General features: G+C 65.0%; 25 protein-coding genes. 1 reads left to right on the forward strand and 24 read right to left on the reverse strand.

All coding sequences use genetic code 11. The features are described from left to right. The 24 genes from IE083_RS11555 to IE083_RS11670 all read right to left on the reverse strand — a co-directional run. A partial coding sequence (locus IE083_RS11555; protein ID WP_189353753.1) for a retention module-containing protein occupies positions 1 to 2,156 on the reverse strand: 2,156 nt, incomplete at its 3' end. A 98-nt stretch (positions 2,157 to 2,254) separates the two neighbouring features. After that, entirely contained in the window at positions 2,255 to 2,854 is a 600-nt protein-coding gene (locus IE083_RS11560; RefSeq protein ID WP_189353754.1) for a LuxR C-terminal-related transcriptional regulator, read from the reverse strand. Between the two features lies 1 nt (position 2,855). Then, positions 2,856 to 4,253, reverse strand: a complete 1,398-nt coding sequence (locus IE083_RS11565) for an HlyD family type I secretion periplasmic adaptor subunit (RefSeq protein ID WP_189353755.1) — start codon at positions 4,251 to 4,253, stop codon at positions 2,856 to 2,858. Beyond that, positions 4,250 to 6,418 carry a type I secretion system permease/ATPase gene (locus tag IE083_RS11570; protein WP_189353756.1) on the reverse strand — a complete coding sequence of 723 codons (2,169 nt, stop codon included), beginning with the start codon at positions 6,416 to 6,418 and terminating at the stop codon, positions 4,250 to 4,252. Before IE083_RS11570 ends, IE083_RS11565 begins: the two co-directional genes overlap by 4 nt. A 216-nt stretch (positions 6,419 to 6,634) precedes the next feature. After that, on the reverse strand, positions 6,635 to 6,985 hold the full coding sequence (locus IE083_RS11575) for a DUF2069 domain-containing protein (RefSeq protein WP_189353757.1): 351 nt from the start codon (positions 6,983 to 6,985) through the stop codon (positions 6,635 to 6,637). After that, the gene (gene tatC / locus IE083_RS11580) at positions 6,978 to 7,709 is read right to left on the reverse strand and encodes a twin-arginine translocase subunit TatC (RefSeq protein WP_189353758.1); all 732 of its coding nucleotides are present in this window, start codon (positions 7,707 to 7,709) and stop codon (positions 6,978 to 6,980) included. The genes IE083_RS11575 and tatC overlap by 8 nt, the downstream gene beginning before the upstream one ends. Next, positions 7,706 to 8,191 carry a Sec-independent protein translocase protein TatB gene (gene tatB / locus IE083_RS11585; protein WP_189353759.1) on the reverse strand — a complete coding sequence of 162 codons (486 nt, stop codon included), beginning with the start codon at positions 8,189 to 8,191 and terminating at the stop codon, positions 7,706 to 7,708. The genes tatC and tatB overlap by 4 nt, the downstream gene beginning before the upstream one ends. Positions 8,192 to 8,196: 5 nt before the next feature. Continuing rightward, entirely contained in the window at positions 8,197 to 8,397 is a 201-nt protein-coding gene (gene tatA / locus IE083_RS11590; protein WP_189353760.1) for a Sec-independent protein translocase subunit TatA, read from the reverse strand. A 42-nt stretch (positions 8,398 to 8,439) separates the two neighbouring features. Further along, positions 8,440 to 8,760 (reverse strand): histidine triad nucleotide-binding protein, encoded by a 321-nt coding sequence (locus IE083_RS11595; protein WP_189353761.1) that lies wholly within the window; start codon positions 8,758 to 8,760, stop codon positions 8,440 to 8,442. Between the two features lie 16 nt (positions 8,761 to 8,776). Continuing rightward, on the reverse strand, positions 8,777 to 9,106 hold the full coding sequence (locus tag IE083_RS11600; RefSeq protein WP_189353762.1) for a phosphoribosyl-ATP diphosphatase: 330 nt from the start codon (positions 9,104 to 9,106) through the stop codon (positions 8,777 to 8,779). Between the two features lie 94 nt (positions 9,107 to 9,200). Further along, complete coding sequence (hisI, locus tag IE083_RS11605) at positions 9,201 to 9,593, reverse strand: phosphoribosyl-AMP cyclohydrolase (protein WP_189353763.1); 393 nt, start codon at positions 9,591 to 9,593, stop codon at positions 9,201 to 9,203. A 137-nt stretch (positions 9,594 to 9,730) separates the two neighbouring features. Continuing rightward, positions 9,731 to 10,498 (reverse strand): imidazole glycerol phosphate synthase subunit HisF, encoded by a 768-nt coding sequence (hisF, locus tag IE083_RS11610; protein WP_189353764.1) that lies wholly within the window; start codon positions 10,496 to 10,498, stop codon positions 9,731 to 9,733. 66 nt (positions 10,499 to 10,564) lie between these two features. Then, positions 10,565 to 11,308 (reverse strand): 1-(5-phosphoribosyl)-5-[(5-phosphoribosylamino)methylideneamino]imidazole-4-carboxamide isomerase, encoded by a 744-nt coding sequence (hisA, locus tag IE083_RS11615; RefSeq protein WP_189353765.1) that lies wholly within the window; start codon positions 11,306 to 11,308, stop codon positions 10,565 to 10,567. Positions 11,309 to 11,332: 24 nt separating this feature from the next. Continuing rightward, positions 11,333 to 11,974 carry an imidazole glycerol phosphate synthase subunit HisH gene (gene hisH, locus IE083_RS11620; protein ID WP_189353766.1) on the reverse strand — a complete coding sequence of 214 codons (642 nt, stop codon included), beginning with the start codon at positions 11,972 to 11,974 and terminating at the stop codon, positions 11,333 to 11,335. Continuing rightward, positions 11,971 to 12,564 (reverse strand): imidazoleglycerol-phosphate dehydratase HisB, encoded by a 594-nt coding sequence (hisB, locus tag IE083_RS11625; RefSeq protein WP_189353767.1) that lies wholly within the window; start codon positions 12,562 to 12,564, stop codon positions 11,971 to 11,973. The genes hisH and hisB overlap by 4 nt, the downstream gene beginning before the upstream one ends. A gap of 6 nt (positions 12,565 to 12,570) precedes the next feature. Then, on the reverse strand, positions 12,571 to 13,635 hold the full coding sequence (gene hisC / locus IE083_RS11630; RefSeq protein WP_229799728.1) for a histidinol-phosphate transaminase: 1,065 nt from the start codon (positions 13,633 to 13,635) through the stop codon (positions 12,571 to 12,573). Positions 13,636 to 13,848: 213 nt separating this feature from the next. Then, a complete protein-coding gene (hisD, locus tag IE083_RS11635; protein ID WP_189353769.1) occupies positions 13,849 to 15,150 on the reverse strand; it encodes a histidinol dehydrogenase in 1,302 nt (433 codons plus the stop codon). A gap of 57 nt (positions 15,151 to 15,207) precedes the next feature. Beyond that, positions 15,208 to 15,849, reverse strand: coding sequence for an ATP phosphoribosyltransferase (gene hisG, locus IE083_RS11640; protein WP_189353770.1), 642 nt, complete (start codon positions 15,847 to 15,849; stop codon positions 15,208 to 15,210). A 27-nt stretch (positions 15,850 to 15,876) separates the two neighbouring features. Then, positions 15,877 to 16,641: a flagellar brake protein gene (locus IE083_RS11645; RefSeq protein WP_189353771.1), complete on the reverse strand. Its 765-nt coding sequence runs from the start codon at positions 16,639 to 16,641 to the stop codon at positions 15,877 to 15,879. Positions 16,642 to 16,693: 52 nt separating this feature from the next. Further along, on the reverse strand, positions 16,694 to 17,281 hold the full coding sequence (locus IE083_RS11650; RefSeq protein ID WP_189353772.1) for an SCO family protein: 588 nt from the start codon (positions 17,279 to 17,281) through the stop codon (positions 16,694 to 16,696). 4 nt (positions 17,282 to 17,285) lie between these two features. After that, complete coding sequence (locus IE083_RS11655) at positions 17,286 to 18,188, reverse strand: heme o synthase (RefSeq protein WP_189353773.1); 903 nt, start codon at positions 18,186 to 18,188, stop codon at positions 17,286 to 17,288. After that, on the reverse strand, positions 18,185 to 19,156 hold the full coding sequence (locus IE083_RS11660; RefSeq protein ID WP_189353774.1) for a COX15/CtaA family protein: 972 nt from the start codon (positions 19,154 to 19,156) through the stop codon (positions 18,185 to 18,187). Before IE083_RS11660 ends, IE083_RS11655 begins: the two co-directional genes overlap by 4 nt. A 51-nt stretch (positions 19,157 to 19,207) precedes the next feature. Then, positions 19,208 to 19,651 (reverse strand): hypothetical protein, encoded by a 444-nt coding sequence (locus tag IE083_RS11665; protein ID WP_189353775.1) that lies wholly within the window; start codon positions 19,649 to 19,651, stop codon positions 19,208 to 19,210. Beyond that, positions 19,623 to 20,366 carry an SURF1 family cytochrome oxidase biogenesis protein gene (locus IE083_RS11670; protein ID WP_189353776.1) on the reverse strand — a complete coding sequence of 248 codons (744 nt, stop codon included), beginning with the start codon at positions 20,364 to 20,366 and terminating at the stop codon, positions 19,623 to 19,625. Before IE083_RS11670 ends, IE083_RS11665 begins: the two co-directional genes overlap by 29 nt. Between IE083_RS11670 and IE083_RS11675 the strand changes: the two genes are divergently transcribed. After that, the gene (locus tag IE083_RS11675; RefSeq protein WP_189353777.1) at positions 20,365 to 20,559 is read left to right on the forward strand and encodes a DUF2909 family protein; all 195 of its coding nucleotides are present in this window, start codon (positions 20,365 to 20,367) and stop codon (positions 20,557 to 20,559) included. The two genes, IE083_RS11670 and IE083_RS11675, sit on opposite strands and share 2 nt — an antisense overlap. The last annotated feature ends 15 nt before the right edge of the window (positions 20,560 to 20,574 follow it).

The following is a 20,574-nucleotide window of genomic DNA, read 5'->3' on the forward strand; positions in this document are numbered from 1 at the left end:
TGCAGTTCGAAGGTGGCGGTACTGCCTTCGGGTACGGTGATGTCGCCACTGGCGGTGTCGCTGTCGCCGAAGAAGAGTCGGGTGGTGTCGTCATCGATGATGGTGGCGGTGGCGCTGTCGTTGTATTCGTTGCCGTTGCTGTTCAGCTTGGCGCCGAGGCTGAAGGTTTCGTCGGTTTCGTCGATGTTGTCGCCGACGGTGGTGGTGCGGATCAGCAGGTCGGTGTTGCCTGCGGCCAACGCGATGGCGCCGCCATAGGTGTTCCAGTTGCTGCCGCCGTCGGTGCTGTACTGGAAGCTGCCGGATGCGTAGTCGTCCGGGCTCAGTGCGCTGCCGTCGGCGAGGGTGAGTTCGAGGGTGCTGCCGGCGGCGGCAGCGGTGACGTGCAGTTCGAAGGTGGCGGTACTGCCTTCGGGTACGGTGATGTCGCCACTGGCGGTGTCGCTGTCGCCGAAGAAGATTTTCGGGGTGTCGTCGTCGACGATGGTGGCGGTGGCGCTGTCGTTGTATTCGTTGCCATTGCTGTTCAGCTTGGCGCCGAGGCTGAAGGTTTCGTCGGTTTCGTCGATGTTGTCGCCGACGGTGGTGGTGCGGATCAGCAGGTCGGTGTTGCCTGCGGCCAACGCGATGGCGCCGCCATAGGTGTTCCAGTTGCTGCCGCCGTCGGTGCTGTACTGGAAGCTGCCGGATGCGTAGTCGTCCGGGCTCAGTGCGCTGCCGTCGGCGAGGGTGAGTTCGAGGGTGCTGCCGGCAGCGGCATCGGTGACGTGCAGTTCGAAGGTGGCGGCACTGCCTTCGGGTACGGTGATGTCGCCGCTCTCCGTGGCAGCGGCACCAAAGAAGATTGCCGGCGTATCGGCATCAATAATGACCGGAACATCATCATCAATAATGGTGGCCGTGGCGCTATCCCCGTAGCTGCTGCCGTTGCTGTTCAGCTTGGCGCCGAGGCTGAAGATTTCGTTCGGTTCGTCAATGCTGTCGTTCACCGTGGTGGTGCGGATCAGCAGGTCGGTGTTGCCTGCGACCAACGTGATGGCGCCACCATAGGTGTTCCAGTTGCTGCCGCCGTCGGTGCTGTACTGGAAGCTGCCGGATGCGTAGTCGTCCGGGCTCAGCGCGCTGCCGTCGGCGAGGGTGAGTTCGAGGGTGCTGCCGGCGGCGGCAGCGGTGACGTGCAGTTCGAAGGTCGCCGGATCGCCTTCCTGCACGGTGATGTCGCCGCTCTCCGTGGCGGCGGCACCAAAAAAGATTGCCGGTGTATCGTTGTCGATAATGGTGGCAATAGCGCTGTCACTGTAGCTGGTGCCGCCGCTACTCAGGGTGGCACTCAGGGTAAAGGTCTCGTTGGCCTCATCCACGCTGTCATCCACAGTACTTGTACGCACCAGCAACTGGCTGGCACCGGCGCTGATCGGGATGGTGCCGGTGTAATCACTCCAGCTGACCCCGCCATCGGTACTGTACTGGAAGCCAGTGGCGGCGTAGTCGGCCGGCGATACGGCAGAGCCATTGCTGAGGACCAGCACCAGGCTGCTGCCGGCGGCGGCCCCGGTGATGCTGACGCCGAATGCGGCGCTATCGCCTTCCGTAACGGTGATGTCGCCGACTGCAATGCCAGGTTGACCAACCTGGATGGTCGGGGTCGGCGGGACGGGCACCACGTCACCAATCGAGGCCTGTTGCAGCGGCGGGTTGCCGCTATCCAGGCCAGAATCCAGCGACAGCGGGCTGATGCCCTCGGCCACGCGACCGATGCGGGTGAAGGAGTTGCCGCCATCCTCGCCGCCGCCCGCCGCCAGGCCGGCTGCGGTGGCCTCCAGCCCTTGCAACAGGTCCTGGCCGCGTTCCAGTGCCGCCAGTGCCTGTTCGGCTTCCGGACTGAGCGTGGCGATGGCCGCATCGCTGGCATCGCCGGAGGCGGTGTTGAACACGTCATCGGTGATGGTGAGGTCGCGGGCTTCGGCGATACGCACGATATTGCCGCTGCCCGACTGCAGCTCGATCACGCCGTCGACGGGGATGATCAGGCGTTCGCCGGTCGCCACGATGTCGCCCAGTTTCAGGATGCGCTCGGTGCCGTCCGGCGCGATGGCGATGATCTTGCCGATGATGGCGACGACCTTGCCCTGGGCGATGTTGGTAGCGGTAGCCATGATAAAACCCCCACACTCATTGTTGATGCTCTAGTTGTAGAGCGGAGCGTGGGGGCCGGCTATGGTACCGAAGGGAGGTGTACTAAAGGGCAGGCGCGTCAGCCGGACAGTTTCAGCAGCAGCTGCACCCGGTCCGGCACCCCCAGCTTGCCGAAAATGGCGGTGAGGTGTGCCTTGACCGTGCGTTCGGAGATGTCCATGTCGCGAGCGATCTGCTTGTTGCTCTTGCCCTCGCGCAGGTGGCCGACCACATCGCGTTCGCGCTCGGTCAGCTGTGCCAGCAGCGGGCTGTCGGTGCGGGCCACCTGCCCGAAACGGGCACACAGTTGCTGCATCAGGCCGATACCGATCCAGATGCCATCCGCTGCTACCACCGCATCGGCCTGCCGCAGCGTTGCCGGCTGCGAGAAAGCATGGAGGAAACCCGCCGCCCCGGCACCCAGCCACTGCACCGCCTGGCGGTCGGATGGCGTGCTGCTCAGCACGATCACGCGGGCGCGGCCGAAATCGCCGCGGCACAGCCGCGCCAGCAGCGCTTCATCCTGATTGTCGACATCCACCCACACCACGCCCTGGACACCGCGCTGCGGCTGCTCGGCCAGGGCCGACAGGGAGTCGTACACTTCCAGCTCGCGATCCAGTGCTGCCTGCAAGTGTTGCTGCAAGGAGGGGCTGCTGGTGATGAGTAGGGTCGGCATGTCAGCGCTCGCTCAGGGCTTGGGCTTTGGCACGAAGTACCGGTTTCAGAAGGTAGTTCAGCACGCTCTTGTGCCCGGTGATGATGTCGACTTCCGCCACCATGCCGGGGATGATCGGCAGTTTCTTCTCGCTCAGGTGTGCGGCATCGGTCTTGACCTTGACCACATAATAGGTGTTGCCCTTGTCGTCGGTGATGGAGTCGGCGCCGATCTGGTGCAGCTTGCCCTTGAGGCCGCCGTAGATGGTGGAATCATAGGCGGTAAAGCGGACAAACACCGGCTGCCCCGGATGCAGGAAGGCGATATCGCGCGGCGACACCTTGGCCTCGATCAGCAGCGAATCGTCCAGCGGCACGATCTCGAGGATGTCGCGGCCCGGCTGCACCACGCCACCGACGGTGTTGACCAGCAGGCGCTTGACCTCGCCGCGCACCGGCGAGCGGATCTCGGTGAGGTTGACCTTGTCCTGCAGCGCGGCACTGCCGGCGCCGAGCGTGCTCAGCTTGGCCAGCGTTTCCGACAGCTCGGTACTGGCCTGGTTGCGGAACGCCAGTTCCACCTCCTGGATCTTGCGGTTGGCCTCGCCGATCGCGGACTGGATCTTCGGCACCTGCGCATTGGACATGTCGCGTTCGCCGCGATAGCGCGACACATCACGCTCCAGCCGCAACACGTCGACCTCGGACACCGCGCCGGACTTCAGCAGCGGCCGCGTCACCGTCAGCTCGCGCATGGTCAGCTCCAGCCCCTGGTTGGCCTGTTCGCGCCGTGCGCGTGCCTCGTTCAGCTCTTCGGTGCGCTGCGCCAGCTGCTGGCGGGCGATGGAGACGTTGGCGTCCAATTCCATGCGTTTGGACTGGTAGAGGTCCATTTCCTGACGCGCGATTTCCGGCGCCTGGCTGGTCACTTCCGGCGGCAGCGAGAACGGCTTGCCTTCGGCCAGTGCCCGCAGCCGCGAGGCCTTGGCCTGCAGCGACAGCACCTGCGACTGGTTCTCGTTGAGCGAGGACACGAAACGGGTGTTGTCGACCTGCAGCAACAGTTGGCCGCGTTCGACGATATCGCCCTCTTTCACCAGGATCTTCGACACCACGCCGCCATCCAGGCTCTGCAGATGCTGGATCTGGCTGGTCGGCACCACCTTGCCCTCGCCGCGCGCCACTTCGTCTAGCGTGGCGAACGCCGACCACAGCAGTGCCGACATCAGGAACAGGCCGATCACCCAGATGAACATGCGCGGCCGCTGCGGGTTCTGCTCCAGAATCGCCCACTCGGCGTCGGCGGCAAAATCCTGGCGATCCTGCAGGTCTTCCGCCGTGGTCCAGTCCAGCACGCGGCGCACCAGCGGGCTGCGCTTGGCCTGCGACGTTTGCCACAGCTTGTTAAGCAGTTTTTTCATACTTGTGCCCTTCCGATCTTGCCTTGTTGCAGGGCCTGGACCACCTCTGCCTTCGGACCATCCGCCAGGATGCGGCCCTGGTCGATCACGATAATGCGATCTGCCAGATCCAGCAGTGAAGTGTGGTGCGTCACCAGCACCATGGTCTTGCCCGGCATGATCTTCTCGAAGGTGCGCTTCATCGCCGCCTCGGTGCTGTGGTCCATATTGCTGGTCGGTTCGTCCAGCAGCATGATGGGCGGAGCGTTCAGCAGTGCGCGGGCGATGGTGATCGCCTTGCGCTGGCCGCCGGACAGCGACTCACCGCGCTCGCCGATCACCATGTCGAAACCTTCCGGATGGCTGTTGACGAACTCGCTCAGCCCGGCCAGGTCCGCGGCGGCGGCGATACTGGCGTCGTGCACGTGCGGCTGGCCCATGCTGATGTTCTGGCGCAGCGTGCCGTAGAACAGCACCGGTTCCTGCGACACGTAGCCGACGTTGCGGCGCAACTCGGCCGGATCGATCTGGCGCAGGTCGACCCCGTCAATGCGGGTCGAGCCCTGCTGCGGCTGGTACAGGCCCATGATCAGCTTCTGGATGGTGGACTTGCCGGAGCCGACACGGCCGAGGATGGCCACCTTCTCGCCGGCACGGATGCGGAACGACACATTGTGCAGCGCGCCCAGCGGGCTGTTGGGATAGGTGAACGACACGTTGGAGAACTCGATGTCGCCGTTGAAGTGGGTGCGGTGGAAGAAGGTGGCCTCTTCCTCGCGCTCTACCGGCATTTTCATCAGCCCTTCCAGCGAGTCCAGCGACGACTTGGCGTTGTTGAACTGCGTCATCAGCCCGGCCACCGCCCCCATCGGCGCGATGGCGCGACCGGCCAGCATGGTGCAGGCGATCAGGCCGCCGACCGAGGTCTGCCCCTCCTTGATCAGATAGACGCCGATGATGATGATCGACACCGACATCAGCTGCTGGATGAAACCGGCGAAGTTCATGGTCACGCCCGACAGGAACTTGAGGCGGCTGCCGACCTGCGCCAGGAACAGCGTCGCCTTCTCCCAGCGCCCCTGCAGCACGCCTTCGGCGCCGAGGGTCTTGATGGTTTCCAGGCCGACCAGGCTTTCCACCAGATGGGCATTGCGCTGCGACGAGGCGCGGAAGGTGGTCTCGGTCAGTTCCTGCATCTGGCCCTGTACCGTGAACGCCAGCAGCAGCATCAGCAGGATCGCCACCAGCGGCGGCAGCACCATCCACGGCGAGATCCAGAAGATCACGAACACGAACAGCAGCGCGAACGGCACATCCACCAGCGTGGTCACCGTGGCGGAGGCGATGAAGTCGCGCACCGTCTCGAAGGCGCGAAGGTTGGCCGCAAAGGCGCCGACCGAGGCCGGACGCGCCTCCATGCGGATGCCGAGCACGCGCTCCATGATCAGCGCCGACAGCATCACGTCCACCCGCTTGCTGGCCAGGTCGATCAGGTAGCCGCGGGTCAGCTTGAGGATGAAGTCGAACACCAGGATCAGCAGTACGCCCAGCCCCAGCACCCACAGCGTGTCGAACGCCATATTGGGCACCACGCGGTCGTACACGTTCATCGAGAACAGCGGGAAGACCAGCGCGAACACGTTGACGAAGAAGGCGGCGATCAGCGCGTCGCGGTACAGCGGGCGCCCCTGCAGGATGGCGTGCCAGAACCAGTGCCGGGTGCGCGCCTTGTTCAGCTCCGGCACCCGCTTGTCGAAGCGGAAGCGCGGTTTGACCACGATGGCCAGCCCGCTGTAGCGCGCGGCCAGCTCGCTACCGCTGAGCACCTGCACCGCTTCCGGCAGCTCGGCCGGGCTGATGTAGTAGTTGCCGTCGGCGTCGATCTTGCGCAGCAGGCAGGCGTCATTGCCGTTGAGCAGCAGCACTGCCGGCAACAGCGCCGCCGGCAGCTCGTGCAGCGGCTTGCGCAGCACCCGCGACACCAGGCCGGCACGCCGCGCCGCGCGCGAGAACATCGCCGGGGTCAGCCGCTGCTCTTCCAGCGGGATGCCGGCAATCAGCGAGTCGCGGGTGGTGGTGATGCCGTGCTGCCGTGTCAGTTCGAACAGGCAATCCAGCAGGGGATCCATATGGGTGGCACGTTGCGAAATATCCGCCTGTGCGCCTTTGTGTTCCTGATTATTCATATGCGGTCTTCGTCAAGGCTGTGCCTTTGGGTCTTCGTGGGCAACGAAAGCTGCGGCCGGCATTGGCAACCGGCATCATTATTAGCAGGGCATGACCAACTTGCAAATATATTTTGATTGATTATAAATCAATAGTTTTTAATTGTACCGCTGGCACAGCGCCATAACAAAAGCCAGCTTACAGGAAGCTGGCTTTTTGCTGCACGAAACCCGGATTCAGGCTTGTCGTAAACGGACGGCCCTGACAAAAAGCACGACACTGCCGAAGTAGCACACCGTCAGCAGCACCTCGACCAGTGCCAGCGTTTGCGACAGCCCGCTGTCCGACCAGGCACGCATCACGCCCTCGGCAAAAAAGGCGAGGATGAACATGCTGGACCACTGGTAAGTGTAGACCCGCTGGCGCAGCACCCCCATCAGCGGCAGCAGCAGCAACACCGCCTTCAACACCAGGAAGGAGCCGCCGGGGCGCAGCGGCGCCAGCACCAGCTCCCACGCCAGGCAGAGCAGGATCAGCGTGATCAGGCTGCACACCGCCCCCCAGTGGAACAGGCGGGCATCAGTCATGAGGCACCCGAGTCTGGCGGCCGGTCAATACCGCCATCAGGATGCCGGCTTCGTACAGCAGCCACAACGGCACCGCCATCATGACCTGCGACAGCACGTCCGGTGGCGTCACCACCGCGGCGATGACGAAGGCACCGACAATGACATAAGGGCGGCCTTCGCGCAGCTGCGCCAAGCTGACCACCCCCATGCGATGCAGCACGATCACCACGATCGGCACCTCGAAGGTCACGCCGAAGGCGACAAACATGCCGAGCACGAAGGACAGGTATTTGTCAATGTCGGTCATCATCGACACCCCCTCCGGCGTCACCGCGCTCATGAAGCCGAACACCACCGGGAACACCGCGAAGTAGGCAAAGGCCATGCCGACGAAGAACAGCAGCACGCTGGAGATCACCAGCGGCAGCACCAGCCGTTTCTCGTGGTTGTACAGCCCGGGCGCGACAAAGGCCCAGATCTGGTACATGGTATTGGGCAGCGACAGCAGGAAGGCGACCAGCATGGTGACCTTGACCGGCACGAAGAACGGCGCGGTCACGTCGGTGGCAATCATGTTGGTGCCGGCCGGCAGCGCATCCAGCATCGGCTTGGCCAGCAGGTGGTAGATGTCGCCGGACCAGTGGAACAGCGCCAGGAAGCACGCCACGATGCCAAGCGTAATGCGCACCACACGGCTGCGCAGCTCGATCAGGTGCGCGAGCAAAGGTTGTTGATCGCTCATTCGCGCACTTTGACCACAGGGTTGTCCGGCGGTGCCGCAGACGGCGCCGCCTCGAAAAGATCCAGCTGATTATCGTCCGGCACCGCGGCCGGCGACGCGGCGGGCGTGCCGTGGCTGTCGTCCGCGGATTCGGCCGGCGGGGCGATCTGCCGTGCCGCCTCGTCCAGCAGCTGGCCGGCTTCCTGCTCCACTGTCTGCGCCGTCTGCCCGATCTGCTGCGACAGCTCGCGCACGCCGGCGACCTCGCTCTCGATCTGGCTGCGGAAGGCGTCGGCCGCCTGCTGCACGTCCTGCTTCAGGTCGTCGAAACCGGCCATCTGGCTGTGCTGATGGATGTCGGACTTGACGCTGGCGACAAAGCGCTGCGCGCGGCCGACCAGCGCACCGATGGTACGGGCGACGGTCGGCAGCCGTTCCGGCCCCAGCACGATCAGGGCCACCACGCCGACAATCAGCAGTTCGCCGAAGCTGATATCAAACACGCGGCTTACTTCTTGTTGTCTTGGTCGACATCAATCACGCGACCACCCTGCTCCGGCCGATCGCCTTCCTCGCCCTTCATGCCTTCCTTGAAGCCCTTGACGGCGCCGCCCAGGTCCTGGCCGATATTGCGCAATTTCTTGGTACCGAACACCAGTACCACCACCAACAAAACGATCAGCCAGTGCCAGATGCTAAAAGAACCCATGACTACTACCTCGATATTGAACGGACGCGCTGCGTCGCATGGTTACTTGTTGCCGTAGACGTGTACGTGCAGGTGGAACACTTCCTGGCCGCCACCGCGCCCGGTGTTGATCGCGGTCTTGAAGCCGCGCTCCAGGCCCTGTTCGGCGGCCAGCTTCGGCACCAGCAGCAGCAGCTTGCCCAGCATCACCGCGTCGTCGGCGCCGCAGTGTGCCAGCGACTCGACGTGCCGTTTCGGCACCAGCAGGAAGTGCACATCGCCGGCCGGCTTGATGTCGTGGAAGGCCACCACGTCGTCGTCTTCGTATACCTTGTTGGCCGGGATGTCGCCGGCCGCAATCTTACAGAAAATACAATCGCTCATGTTCACTCTCTATGTCTCAAGCCTGCGGGGTGCGCGCGGCCTTTTCATCGAGGCCGGAAATGCCTTCGCGGCGCTTCAGCTCTACCAGCACGTCTTCCGGGCGCAGGCCGTGATATGCCAGCAGCACCATGGAGTGGAACCACAGGTCGGCCACTTCGCGCACCAGATGCAGGCGGTCCTTGTCCTTGGATGCCATCAGCACTTCGGCTGCCTCTTCCGCCACTTTCTTCAGGATCGCATCCTCGCCCTTGTGGAACAGCGAAGCCACATAGGACGAACTGGGGCAGGATTCCTTGCGGGCTTCCAGCGTGTCACCAATGTGCTGTAATACGTCAGCGGCAATCATGTGCATCCTTTCAAACCGTCAGCGCGGCCAGTATATGTCGATTCTGTGACAATTCGATAACAAGGCGTAGCAGGGGCAACCCTCGCCCTGCGACTCAGTGCTGATGCCCGCCGTAGATGGCATGCGGATCCTTGAGCACCGCATCGGCGACTTGCCACTCGCCGTCGCGCAGCACGCGATAGAAGCAGCTTTCGCGGCCGGTGTGGCAGGCGATGCCGCCGGCCTGTTCGATCTGCATGGTGATAACGTCGCCGTCGCAGTCGAGGCGCAGTTCCTTCACCGTCTGCAGGTGGCCGGACTCCTCGCCCTTCTTCCACAGCTTCTGGCGCGAGCGCGTCCAGTAGTGGGCGATGCCGGTTTCTGCGGTCAGCTGCAGTGCCTCGCGGTTCATGTAGGCCACCATCAGCACGCGACCCGTGTTGGCATCCTGGGCGATGGCGACCACCAGCCCCTTGTCGTCCCACTTCACTTCATCCAGCCAGTTCATGATTTCAAACCTCATTCGCCACAGAACCCACCGAAAACACGGAAAGAAAACCTTGTCATGCGACATCGGGCCACGTCCTACTCCAGCCGCGCTATTGGCCAGTTTCTGTATATTTCCGTGGATTCCGCGGCAAAAAATTACAAGCGGACTTCGATGCCGGCGGCCCGCATCGCTTCTTTCGCCTGACGCACGGAGTACTCGCCGAAGTGGAAGATACTAGCAGCCAGCACCGCATCTGCTTTGCCCTGGATCACGCCTTCCACCAGATGTTGCAAATTGCCGACGCCGCCGGAGGCGATCACCGGCACCGGCACCGCCTCGGATACCGCCCGGGTTAGCGGCAGGTTGAAGCCGATCTTGGTACCGTCGCGGTCCATGCTGGTGAGCAGGATTTCGCCGGCGCCGTATTCGGCCATCCTGACCGCCCACTCCACTGCGTCCAGCCCGGTCGCCTTGCGCCCGCCGTGGGTGAAAATCTCCCAGCGGTCGTTGGCCGGGCTCACCGCCTTGGCGTCGACCGCCACCACGATGCACTGGCTGCCGAACTTGTCGGCGGCCTCGCGCACCAGCTCGGGATTGGTGATCGCCGCGGTGTTGATGCTGACCTTGTCGGCGCCGGCGCCCAGCAGGCGGCGGATATCGGCCACCTGGCGCACGCCGCCGCCCACCGTCAGCGGGATGAACACCTGCTCCGCCACCGATTCGATCACGTTGAGGATCAGGTCGCGGTCGTCGGAACTGGCGGTAATGTCGAGGAAGGTCAGCTCGTCGGCGCCCTGTTCGTTATAGCGTTTGGCGATTTCAACCGGATCGCCGGCATCGCGCAGGCCGACAAAATTGATGCCCTTGACCACGCGACCGGCGGTCACGTCCAGGCAGGGGATGATGCGTTTGGCTAGGGACATGATGTTCTGTACTGAAGGTTGGCCGCAAACGCTTGCGGCCAACCTTGAAGGTGATTGCAAACTGCGTCAGGCTTCGGACAACTCGTCCGCCAGCGTCTGCGCGGCAGCGAAATCGATGCTGCCCTCGTAGATGGCGCGACCGGTAATGGCGCCCTCGATGCCTTCGCTCTCCACCGCGCACAGGTTGCGCACATCGTCGAGATTGGTCAGGCCGCCGGAAGCGATCACCGGCACGCTCAGTGCCTGCGCCAGCTTGACAGTGGCGTCGATGTTGACGCCGTTCATCATGCCGTCGCGGCCGATGTCGGTGTAGATCACCGAGTTCACGCCGTAATCCTCGAAGCGCCTGGCAAGGTCGATCACGTTGTGGGTGGTGACCTTGGCCCAGCCGTCGATGGCGACCATGCCGTCCTTGGCGTCCAGGCCGACGATCACCTGGCCGGGGAAGGCATCGCAGGCGTCGTGCAGAAAGCCCGGATTCTTCACCGCAGCAGTGCCGATGATCACGTATTTCAGACCCAGGTCGAAGTATTTCTCGATGGTATCCAGGTCACGGATGCCGCCGCCGAGCTGTACCGGCATGTCGTCACCGACCGCACCGAGAATGTCGCGGATCACCGACAGGTTCTTCGGTTTGCCGGCGAAGGCGCCGTTCAGATCCACCAGATGCAGGCGGCGTGCGCCCCGATCGCGCCAGTGCAGCGCAACTTTCACGGGGTCGTCGGAGAATACGGTGGCATCGTCCATCACGCCCTGTTTCAGGCGTACGCATTGGCCATCCTTGAGGTCGATAGCAGGTATCAGCAACATGGTGCGAACAGAATCTTCGGTAAGTTAAACAGCGCCATCCCAGACCAGGAAGTTCTTCATCATCTGAAGCCCGGCACGATGGCTCTTTTCGGTGTGAAATTGGGTGGCAAAGATATTGCCACGTCCGACGATACAGGAAAACCGTTCGGGGTACTCGCTTTGTGCCAGCGTCAGCTGCGGCTCTTGCGGTACAAAGTGGTAACTGTGCACAAAATAGAAACGTTCACCGTCCTCAATGCCGGCAAACAGCGGATGCGGCCGGGTCTGGAACACGCGGTTCCAGCCCATGTGCGGCACTTTCAGGCGCTCGCCGTGCGCGTCGCGCAGGTTGGCCGCAAAGCGTTTGACCTCGCCCTTGAAAATGCCAAGGCCGGGGGTGTCGCCCTCCTCGCTGTATTCGAACAGCAGCTGCGCGCCGACGCAGATGCCGAAGAACGGTTTGCTTTGCGTGGTCTCGCGCACCGCGTCAGCCAGCCCGTACGCGTTCAACTCGCGCATGCAGTCGGGCATCGCGCCCTGGCCGGGAAACACCACCTTGTCCGCTTTCACCACCCGCTCCGGATCGGAGGTCAGGAAAATGTCGGCGCCGATGTCGTTAACACTCTGCACGGATTTCAGCACCGAGTGCAGATTGCCCATGCCGTAATCGATGACAGCTACTTTCATGCAGTCAGCGTCCCTTTGGTCGATGGCGTGATGCCGGCCATGCGCTCGTCGAACTCCACCGCCATGCGCAGCGCACGGCCGAAGGCCTTGAATACCGTCTCCGCCTGGTGATGGCTGTTCACGCCACGCAGGTTGTCAATGTGCAGCGTCACCATGCTGTGGTTGACGAAGCCGTGGAAGAATTCGCTGAACAGGTCGACGTCGAAACCGCCTATACAGGCGCGGGTAAACGGAATGTGGTACTGCAGGCCGGGGCGGCCGGACAGGTCGATCACCACCCGGCTCAGCGCCTCGTCCAGCGGCACGTAGGCGTGGCCGTAGCGGCGAATGCCCTTCTTGTCGCCGATGGCCCGGGCAAAGGCCTGGCCCAGCGTGATGCCGATGTCTTCGACGGTATGGTGGGCGTCGATGTGCAGGTCGCCGCGCGCGCTGATGTCGAGGTCGATCAGGCCGTGGCGGGCGATCTGGTCCAGCATGTGATCGAGAAACGGCACCCCGGTGTCGAAGCGGCCGACGCCGCTGCCGTCGAGATTGACGGTGGCGGTGATCTGGGTTTCCAGGGTGTTGCGGGTAACGGTAGCGGTGCGCATGGTGGCTCAGGCAAAGTAGGTGGTGATCGCGGCCAGGACCGCGGTGTTTTCGTCCGGGCTGCCGATGGTCAGGCGCAGGCAGTTGGCCAGCAGCGGATGGTAGCCGTGCAGGTTTTTCACCAGAATGCGCGCCTCTTTCAGCGCGGCAAACAGCGCCGGCGCATCCGGCACGCGCACGGTGAGGAAGTTGGCCTCCGACGGGAACACCTTCAGCTGCGGCAGCGCACTCAGTGCTGCGGCCAACCTTTCGCGTTCGCGACGCAATTCCGCCGCCTGCGCGTCGAATACCGCGATGTGGCGCAGCGCGAACTTGGCGGCGGCCTGGGTCAGCACGTTGATGTTGTACGGCGGGCGCACCTTGTCCAGCTGCGCGATCACCTCCGGGTGACCGGCGGCGTAGCCCAGACGCAGCCCGGCCAGACCCAGCTTGGACAGCGTGCGCATCACGATCAGGCGCTCGTGGCTGCCGGCCAGATCCATGAAGCTGTCGTCGGCAAACGCCTGGTAGGCCTCGTCGACCACCACCAGCCCCGGGGCGGCATCGAGAATCGCCTGCACCTCGGCGCGGGCAAAGCGCGGCCCGGTCGGGTTGTTGGGGTAGGACACGAACACCACCGCCGGCTGTTCGCTGGCGATGGCGGCCAGCGTGGCCGGCAGGTCGAGGCTGAAATCGGCGGCCAGCGGCACGCCGACGTAGCGCACGCGCGAGAACTGCGCATTGAGCCGGTACATCACGAAGGATGGCTCCAGCGCCAGCACCACGGTGTCGGAGGCGGCCAGTGCCTGGGTGATCAGGGTGATGATTTCGTCGGAGCCGTTGCCGAGGATGACATCGGCGGCGGCGGGGATGGCAAAGGCCGCCTTGAGCTGCTCCTTCAACCCATCGCCGTGCGGGTCGGGGTAACGGTTGAGGGCGACATCGGCCAGGGTCAGGCCCAGTTCGCTGCGCAGCGATTCCGGCAGGCGGTACGGGTTTTCCATGGCGTCCAGCTTGATAAAGCCGGCGGCATCGGCAACGTGGTAGGCCTGCATGGCCAGCACGTCGGGGCGGAACAGCTGCTGTATAGACATTTTATTCGACATTTCGTTACCGGCGGTGCCGGATGGAACTGCCGGCAAAGCCCGACACAATCAATTCACAAGACTTTCATCCTACCTGTTTTGGCAGGGGGCGCCTAGCGCCGCGACGGCTTTTCTGCGGCAGCGCAGCAGCGTGACGCCGCTGCACCATGACATGAAAATGGCCAGCAGTGCCGGCCATGACAAGACAGGGTCGCCGCGCACTCAGTCGGCGGCCGGGTCCAGTCGCAGTTCGGCGGCGCGGGCGTGGGCGGTCAGGCCCTCGCCATGCGCCAGGATGCTGGCGATCTGGCCCAGCTTCTGCGCGCCGGCGTGCGACACGCGGATCAGGCTGCTGCGCTTCTGGAAGTCATACACCCCCAGCGGGCTGGCGAAGCGCGCGGTGCGGCTGGTCGGCAGCACGTGGTTGGGGCCGGCGCAGTAGTCGCCCAGGCTCTCCGAGGTGAAGCGGCCCATGAAGATGGCACCGGCGTGGCGCAGCTTGTCCAGCCACGCCTCCGGCTCGGCCACCGACAGTTCCAGATGTTCCGGCGCGATGTAGTTGGAGATGGCGCAGGCCTCGTCCAGGTCGCGCACCTCAATCAGCGCGCCACGGTTGGCAAGGCTCTGCTCGATGATGGCGCGGCGCGGCATGGCCGGCAGCAGCTTCGCTATGCTGGCCTCGACGCGGGCGAGGTAGTCGGCCGACAGACACAACAGGATGGCCTGCGCGATCTCGTCGTGCTCGGCTTGGCTGAACAGGTCCATCGCGATCCAGTCCGGATCGGTGTCGCCGTCGCAGATCACCAGGATCTCGGACGGGCCGGCCACCATGTCGATGCCGACCACACCGAACACGCGGCGCTTGGCGGCGGCGACGTAGGCATTGCCGGGGCCGGTGATCTTGTCCACCTGCGGCACGCTCTCGGTGCCGTAGGCCAGCGCGGCGACGGCCTGCGCACCGCCACAGGTGAACACCTTGTCGACACCGGCAATGAAGGCGGCGGCCAGCACCAGGTCGTTGCGCTCGCCGTTCGGCGTCGGCACCACCATGATGATCTCGCCGACGCCGGCCACCTTGGCCGGCAGCGCATTCATCAGTACCGAGCTGGGATAGGCAGCCTTGCCACCCGGCACGTAGATGCCGACGCGGTCCAGCGGCGTCACCTGCTGGCCAAGCAGGGTGCCGTCCTCGTCCTCGTAGCTCCACGAGTGCGCCAGCTGCTTCTCGTGATAGCGGCGCACGCGCTCGGCGGCGGCTTCCAGCGCGGTGCGCACGTGCGCCGGCAGGCGGGCGTGCGCGGCCTGCAGCTGCTCGCGGCTCAGCGTCAGCGCCGCCATGTCGGCCACGCTCATGCGGTCGAAACGGTTGGTGTACTCCACCACCGCCGCATCGCCACGGGCTTTCACGTCGTCGCAGATGGCGGCCACGGCGGCATCGACCGCCGGGTCCTGCGCGGTTTCAAAGGCCAGCAGCGCCTTGAGGCGGGCATCGAAATCGGCTTGGGAGGAAGACAGGCGTTGCATGGTTACGGCTCCATAGGCTTGCGGCCAACCTCAAGGTTGGCCGCAACGGGCATAGGCTTACTGCGACACCGCGCCGGCGAAGGCGTCCAGCACCGGCTGGATGGTGTCGTACTTGAGTTTGAGTGCGGCCTGATTCACCACCAGTCGCGAGCTGATGTCGATGATCTGTTCCACCGCCTGCAGGTTGTTGGCTTTCAGCGTGCTGCCGGTGGACACCAGATCGACGATGGCGTCAGCAAGGCCGACCAGCGGCGCCAGTTCCATCGAGCCGTACAGCTTGATGATGTCGACGTGCACGCCCTTGGCGGCGAAATGCTCGCGCGCGATCTGCGGGTACTTGGTGGCGATTTTCAGGCGCGCGCCGTGCTTGACCGCGGCGTCGTAGTCGAAGCCGTTTTCCACCGCCACCATCATCTTGCACTTGGCGATGTTGAGGTCCAGCGGCTGGTACAGGCCGGCACCGCCGTGCTCGATCAGCACGTCGCGCCCGGCAATGCCGAGATCGGCGGCGCCGTACTGCACGTAGGTGGGCACATCGGACGCGCGCACGATCACCAGCCGCACGTCGGGACGGTTGGTGCCGATGATCAGCTTGCGCGATGCTTCCGGCGCTTCGGCGGGCTCGATGCCGGCGGCGGCCAGCAAGGGCAGGGTTTCTTCAAAAATGCGGCCCTTCGAGAGGGCGATGGTCAGGGTCATGGTATTGATGCGTTGCAATAATTGGGGTCAGCGTACCAGAGCACGGCGTTCGCGCTCAAGGTTGGCCACATAACGTTGCACCATGGTCTCGCGCGGAGTGTTCATATTGGCGAAGCAGCATCCGGCACGAACGCTATCCTGGCCATTCTTGTGCTGCACCGGAATCAGGTGACGGATTTCCAGCTGCACCTGCAGCACGCCGAACGGCTTCAGCTCGATCGACACCTGGTATTGGTCACCGGAATGGAACTTGGCCGCCTGCACCGGCGACAGCATCAGCGCGGCACCGCCGAGGCTGATGTCGGCCAGCGGCAACGCCAGTTCGCCAACAGGATGATCCAGGAACTGGCACAGCACCGGGCTGGCGATCGGGGTCGGAATGCGGAAGAACTCGCGGCGCTGCAGCTTAATCACCTGCTCCGGCAAATCCACCTCGAAGGCGTCGCCGCCCTGGTAGCGAATGCGGCGCGGCTGGCCGGTGGTGAACTGGGTCTTGACCCCGGCCGGCGAACAGACATAGATGTTGCGCCCGCTCTCCAGGAACAGCTTGTTGGCATGCTCGTTGGCACCCCAGTCCAGCACCATGGTATGGGCGGCGCTATCCAGGTCCAGGATGCGGGTCAGGATGAAGGATTTTCCCTTGTTGGAAAACACCGTCACCATCTGCCCCTGCTGCAAGATGCCGCGCAGGTGATGCACCACTTCAGCCGTACTGGTCAGCGTGTATTTGCTCAGGTCTATGCTAGGCGGGGTGCTGCCACTGGCGGCACCAGGCGTGAGGTCATCGGTCACGGTTACGACGTCCGGAATGCAGTAGTAAGGGATACAACGGTCACTACGCAGTTTAACCCAATAAGGCCTTTACATCATGGGCGATATCGCCGGCCGGTGTGGCATAGGGCAAATACACCCGCAACTTGCCGTCCCGGTCGAACAGATAGCTGCCGGCGCTGTGATCCACGGTGTAGCCGCCACCGGCGGCCGGCTGGCGCTGGGCGATGATCTTGAACTGGCGGCTTACAGCGGCGATTTCCGCCTCGCTGCCGGTCAGGCCGAGAAAGCGCCGGTCGAAATGCGGGACGTAGCCGGCCAGCACCGCCGGCGTGTCGCGCTGCGGGTCGACGCTGACGAACAGCACCTGCAGCCGTTCGCCATCGGCGCCCAGCTGCTTCGCCACCTGGGCGAACTCCAGCATGGTGGTCGGGCATACGTCCGGGCAGTGGGTATAGCCGAAGAACAGTGCCACCACCTTGCCCCTGAATTCATCCAGCGCGTGGCGCTTGCCGTCATGGCCGGTAAGGGTGAACGGCTGGCCGAAGCTGGCGCCGCTGATGTCGGTACCCTTGAATGCCGGTGGCGGCGGCGCGCCATTGCAGGCGGCCAATCCGGTCATCACGGCAACAAGCAGCAGCAAACGTACAAGCAGGAACATGGTGTCATCCACTCAGGGGCAGGAAAAAGACGCGGTCAAGCAGCAGGGCAGCGAACAGCCAGGTCAGGAACTGGATCGACCAGCGGAAGCAGCGCCGCGCGGAGTCGTCAGCATAATGACGGTGCAGGCGGGCGGCAAGCTGCACAAAGCGCGCATTGAGCGGCAGGATGGCCAGCAGATACACCGCCCCCGCCGCCTGCAGCGCCAGCGGCAGCAGGGTCACCGCCGCCAGCAGCACGGTGTAGAGCAGGATGGACAGCGTGGTGAACGGCTGGCCGTGGGTCAGCGGCAGCATTGGCAGGCCGGCGCGGGCGTAGTCGTCGCGGCGGTACAGCGCCAGCGCCCAGAAGTGCGGCGGCGTCCAGGTGTAGATGATCAGGAACAGCACCATCGCCATCGCGCTGACCTCCCCGGTCATCGCCGCCCAGCCGAGGATGGGCGGCATCGCGCCGCTGGCGCCGCCGATCACGATGTTCTGCGGCGTGTTCGGTTTCAGCAGCAGGGTGTAGACGATGGCGTAGCCGGCAAAGGTAGCCAGGGTCAGCCACGCGGTCAGCGCGTTGACCAGCGCGATCAGCAGCGCCATGCCCAGCCCCAGCGCGCTCAGCGCCACCAGCAGCGTCTCGGCCGCCCCCAGCTCGCCGCTGGCGGTGGCGCGGCGCGCGGTGCGGCGCATGCGCGCGTCGATGGTGCGTTCCACCAGGCAGTTGATCATCGCCGCGGCACCGGCCACCAGCGCGATGCCGAGCGTGGCGGCCAGCATGCGGCCGGGGTCGGGCCAGCCCGGCACCGCCAGCACCATGCCGATCACGGCGCAGAACACGATCAGCGCCACCACTTTCGGTTTCGCCAGCTGCCACAGGGCACCGGCATGACGACGCAGGGAGGGGGCGGTCAGGGCAGTCATCGTGTTTTCCTCGGGGCGGGGTCCAGCGACAGCAACAGCAGCGTGGCGATGATCAGCAGCAGCATGGCACCGGCGTTGTGTGCCACCGCCAGCGCCAGCGGCAGTTGCAACAGCACATTGCCGACGCCGAGCCCCAGCTGCAGCAGCCAGCTGCCCAGCAGCAGGCACAGCAGCGGCCGCAATAACGGCTGGCGCCACAGCCGCAGCACCAGCCACAGCAGCAGCAGCGACACCAGCGCGGCGCCCAGCCGGTGCGCCCAGTGCATGGCCAGCAGGTGGCTGCCCAGCAACGGCGCGCCGTCCGGGCCTTCGCCCAGCTCGCGCAGCAGATGGAAGGCGCCGTGCCACTGCGCATCCGGCCACCACGCGCCGTTGCAGGCCGGGAAGCCCTGGCAGGCCAGCGCCGCGTAATTGCTCGATACCCAGCCACCGAGCACGATCTGCAGCAGCAGCAGTAAGGGCAGCAACAGCGCCAGCGCGAAGCTGGTCGCCCCCACCGCATGACGCTGCGGCAGGCGCCGCTGCCACCAGCAACAGGCGGCCAGCAGCGCTGCCAGCGTCATGCCACCCAGCAGGTGGGCGCTGACGATGGCCGGTTTCAGCAACAGGGTGACGGTCCACATTCCCAGCGCACCCTGCACGCACACCAGCAACAGCAGCAGCGCCGCCCAGCCGCGCAGACGGCGCTGGCGCCAGGCCAGCACGTTCAGCGCCAGCAGCAGCAGGCCGAGACTAGCGGCGAGGTAACGATGGCTCATCTCCTTCCACGCCTTGGCCATGCTCACCGGGCCGTCAGGGTTGGCCGCATGCTGCTCCTGGATCAGCGGCGCCGCGTGCAGCGGCGACAACCGGCCGTAGCAGCCCGGCCAGTCCGGACAACCAAGACCGGCATCCGACAGCCGCACGTACGCCCCCAGTGGCACCACAATGCACACCAGCAACAAGGCCAGCCACAGCACGCGTCTCATCCTGCCCCCTTCCCTGCCCGTGCCGGCACGGACAGCCGTTGCCGCGGCGACTTAGCCGAGGCTGTTATTGTTTTTCAGCACACTGCGGATTTCCCTGATCACCGCCGCCGGCGCGGCGCCATCCGGGTAGAACAGCACACCGTTGCCGTGCGGGTCCACCAGGTAGAAACCGTCCTGCCGCAGCGTGGCATCGGCCTGCTGGCGCCGCACCAGCCGCGCGGCAGCCTCGCCCTGCGCGGTGTGGATCTGGCGCATCGCAAAGCGGCGCTGCGCGCAGGCCGGGTTGCAGTTTGCGGCGGCGTCGAGCAGTACCCAGCGCCCTTGCGGCCAACCTGGCTGCCGCGCCTGCGGCAGCGGTGTCGCCAGCAGCTGGCCGTAGCTCTTGCCGCCGGCCGGCGGCAGCCAGCGGTACGACAGCCACGACGCCAGCACCGGCAGCGCGCACAGCAGCGCAATCAGCAGCAACTTAATCCGTCCGCGATCCCGAGTGCCCATGCCGTCCCCTCCTCTGTACCATCCATGCTCCTGTAATCAGGCATAGCCCAAGCAGCAGCCATTGCAAGGCATAGGCATAGTGGCGCTGCGGATCGAACGGCGGCCGCACCGGCCACGGTGCTAGCGGCGGCAGGGTGACATCCAGCACCAGCAGGCCGTCATGCAGCCGGCCAGGCAGACGCCGCGCCAAGGCCGCCCAGTCCAGCGCATCGACCTCGCCGCGATCCGCGACCCGCGCGCCGGACAGCAGGTAGGGCTGCGGTCGCGGCAACCAGTAGCCCTGCAGCCGCAACGGCGGCAGCGGGATGCGCACATAGGCCGCCGGCCCGCGCAGCCAGCCGCGATCGACCACCACCCAGCTGCCGTCGGACAGCTGCACCGGCTGCCAGATGCGGATGCCGCTGGCACCGCCGAGCAGGGCATTGGCCACCCGGATCTCCGGCTCGCTGCCGCGCACCTGCAGCCAGGCACGCTGGCCGGCCGGCGCCGTGCTGGCAGCCAGTGCGGCCAACGCTTGCGGCGCCTGCCGCAGGTTGAATTCATGGTGCGCCAGCTGCGCCTGCCGTTGCTGGCCGCGCTGCCACTGCCACAACGCCAGCAGGAAAGGCAGCAGCACCAGCAACCACAGCAGCCACACCAGACACGAGCGGCCATGCCGGTAGCAAAAACCGGCACGGCTGCCAGACTGGATTACACCCACCGGAGGACGTGTCATGAAGATTGCCGCCATTGCCCTGTTGTTGCTGATCATGCTGACGCTGGCCCTTGCCCTCTGCAGCATCAGCCGCGGCGACGCACCGCGCCGGACCGTCAAGGCGCTGACCCTGCGCGTGGCGCTGTCGCTGGGGCGGTTCCTGCTGCTGATGGCCGGCGGCATGCTTGGCTGGTGGCTGCCGCACGGGCACTGACGTCCACCCCGCCGT

The sequence above is a fragment of the Vogesella fluminis genome, assembly GCF_014652335.1.
Lineage (GTDB): Bacteria > Pseudomonadota > Gammaproteobacteria > Burkholderiales > Chromobacteriaceae > Vogesella > Vogesella fluminis.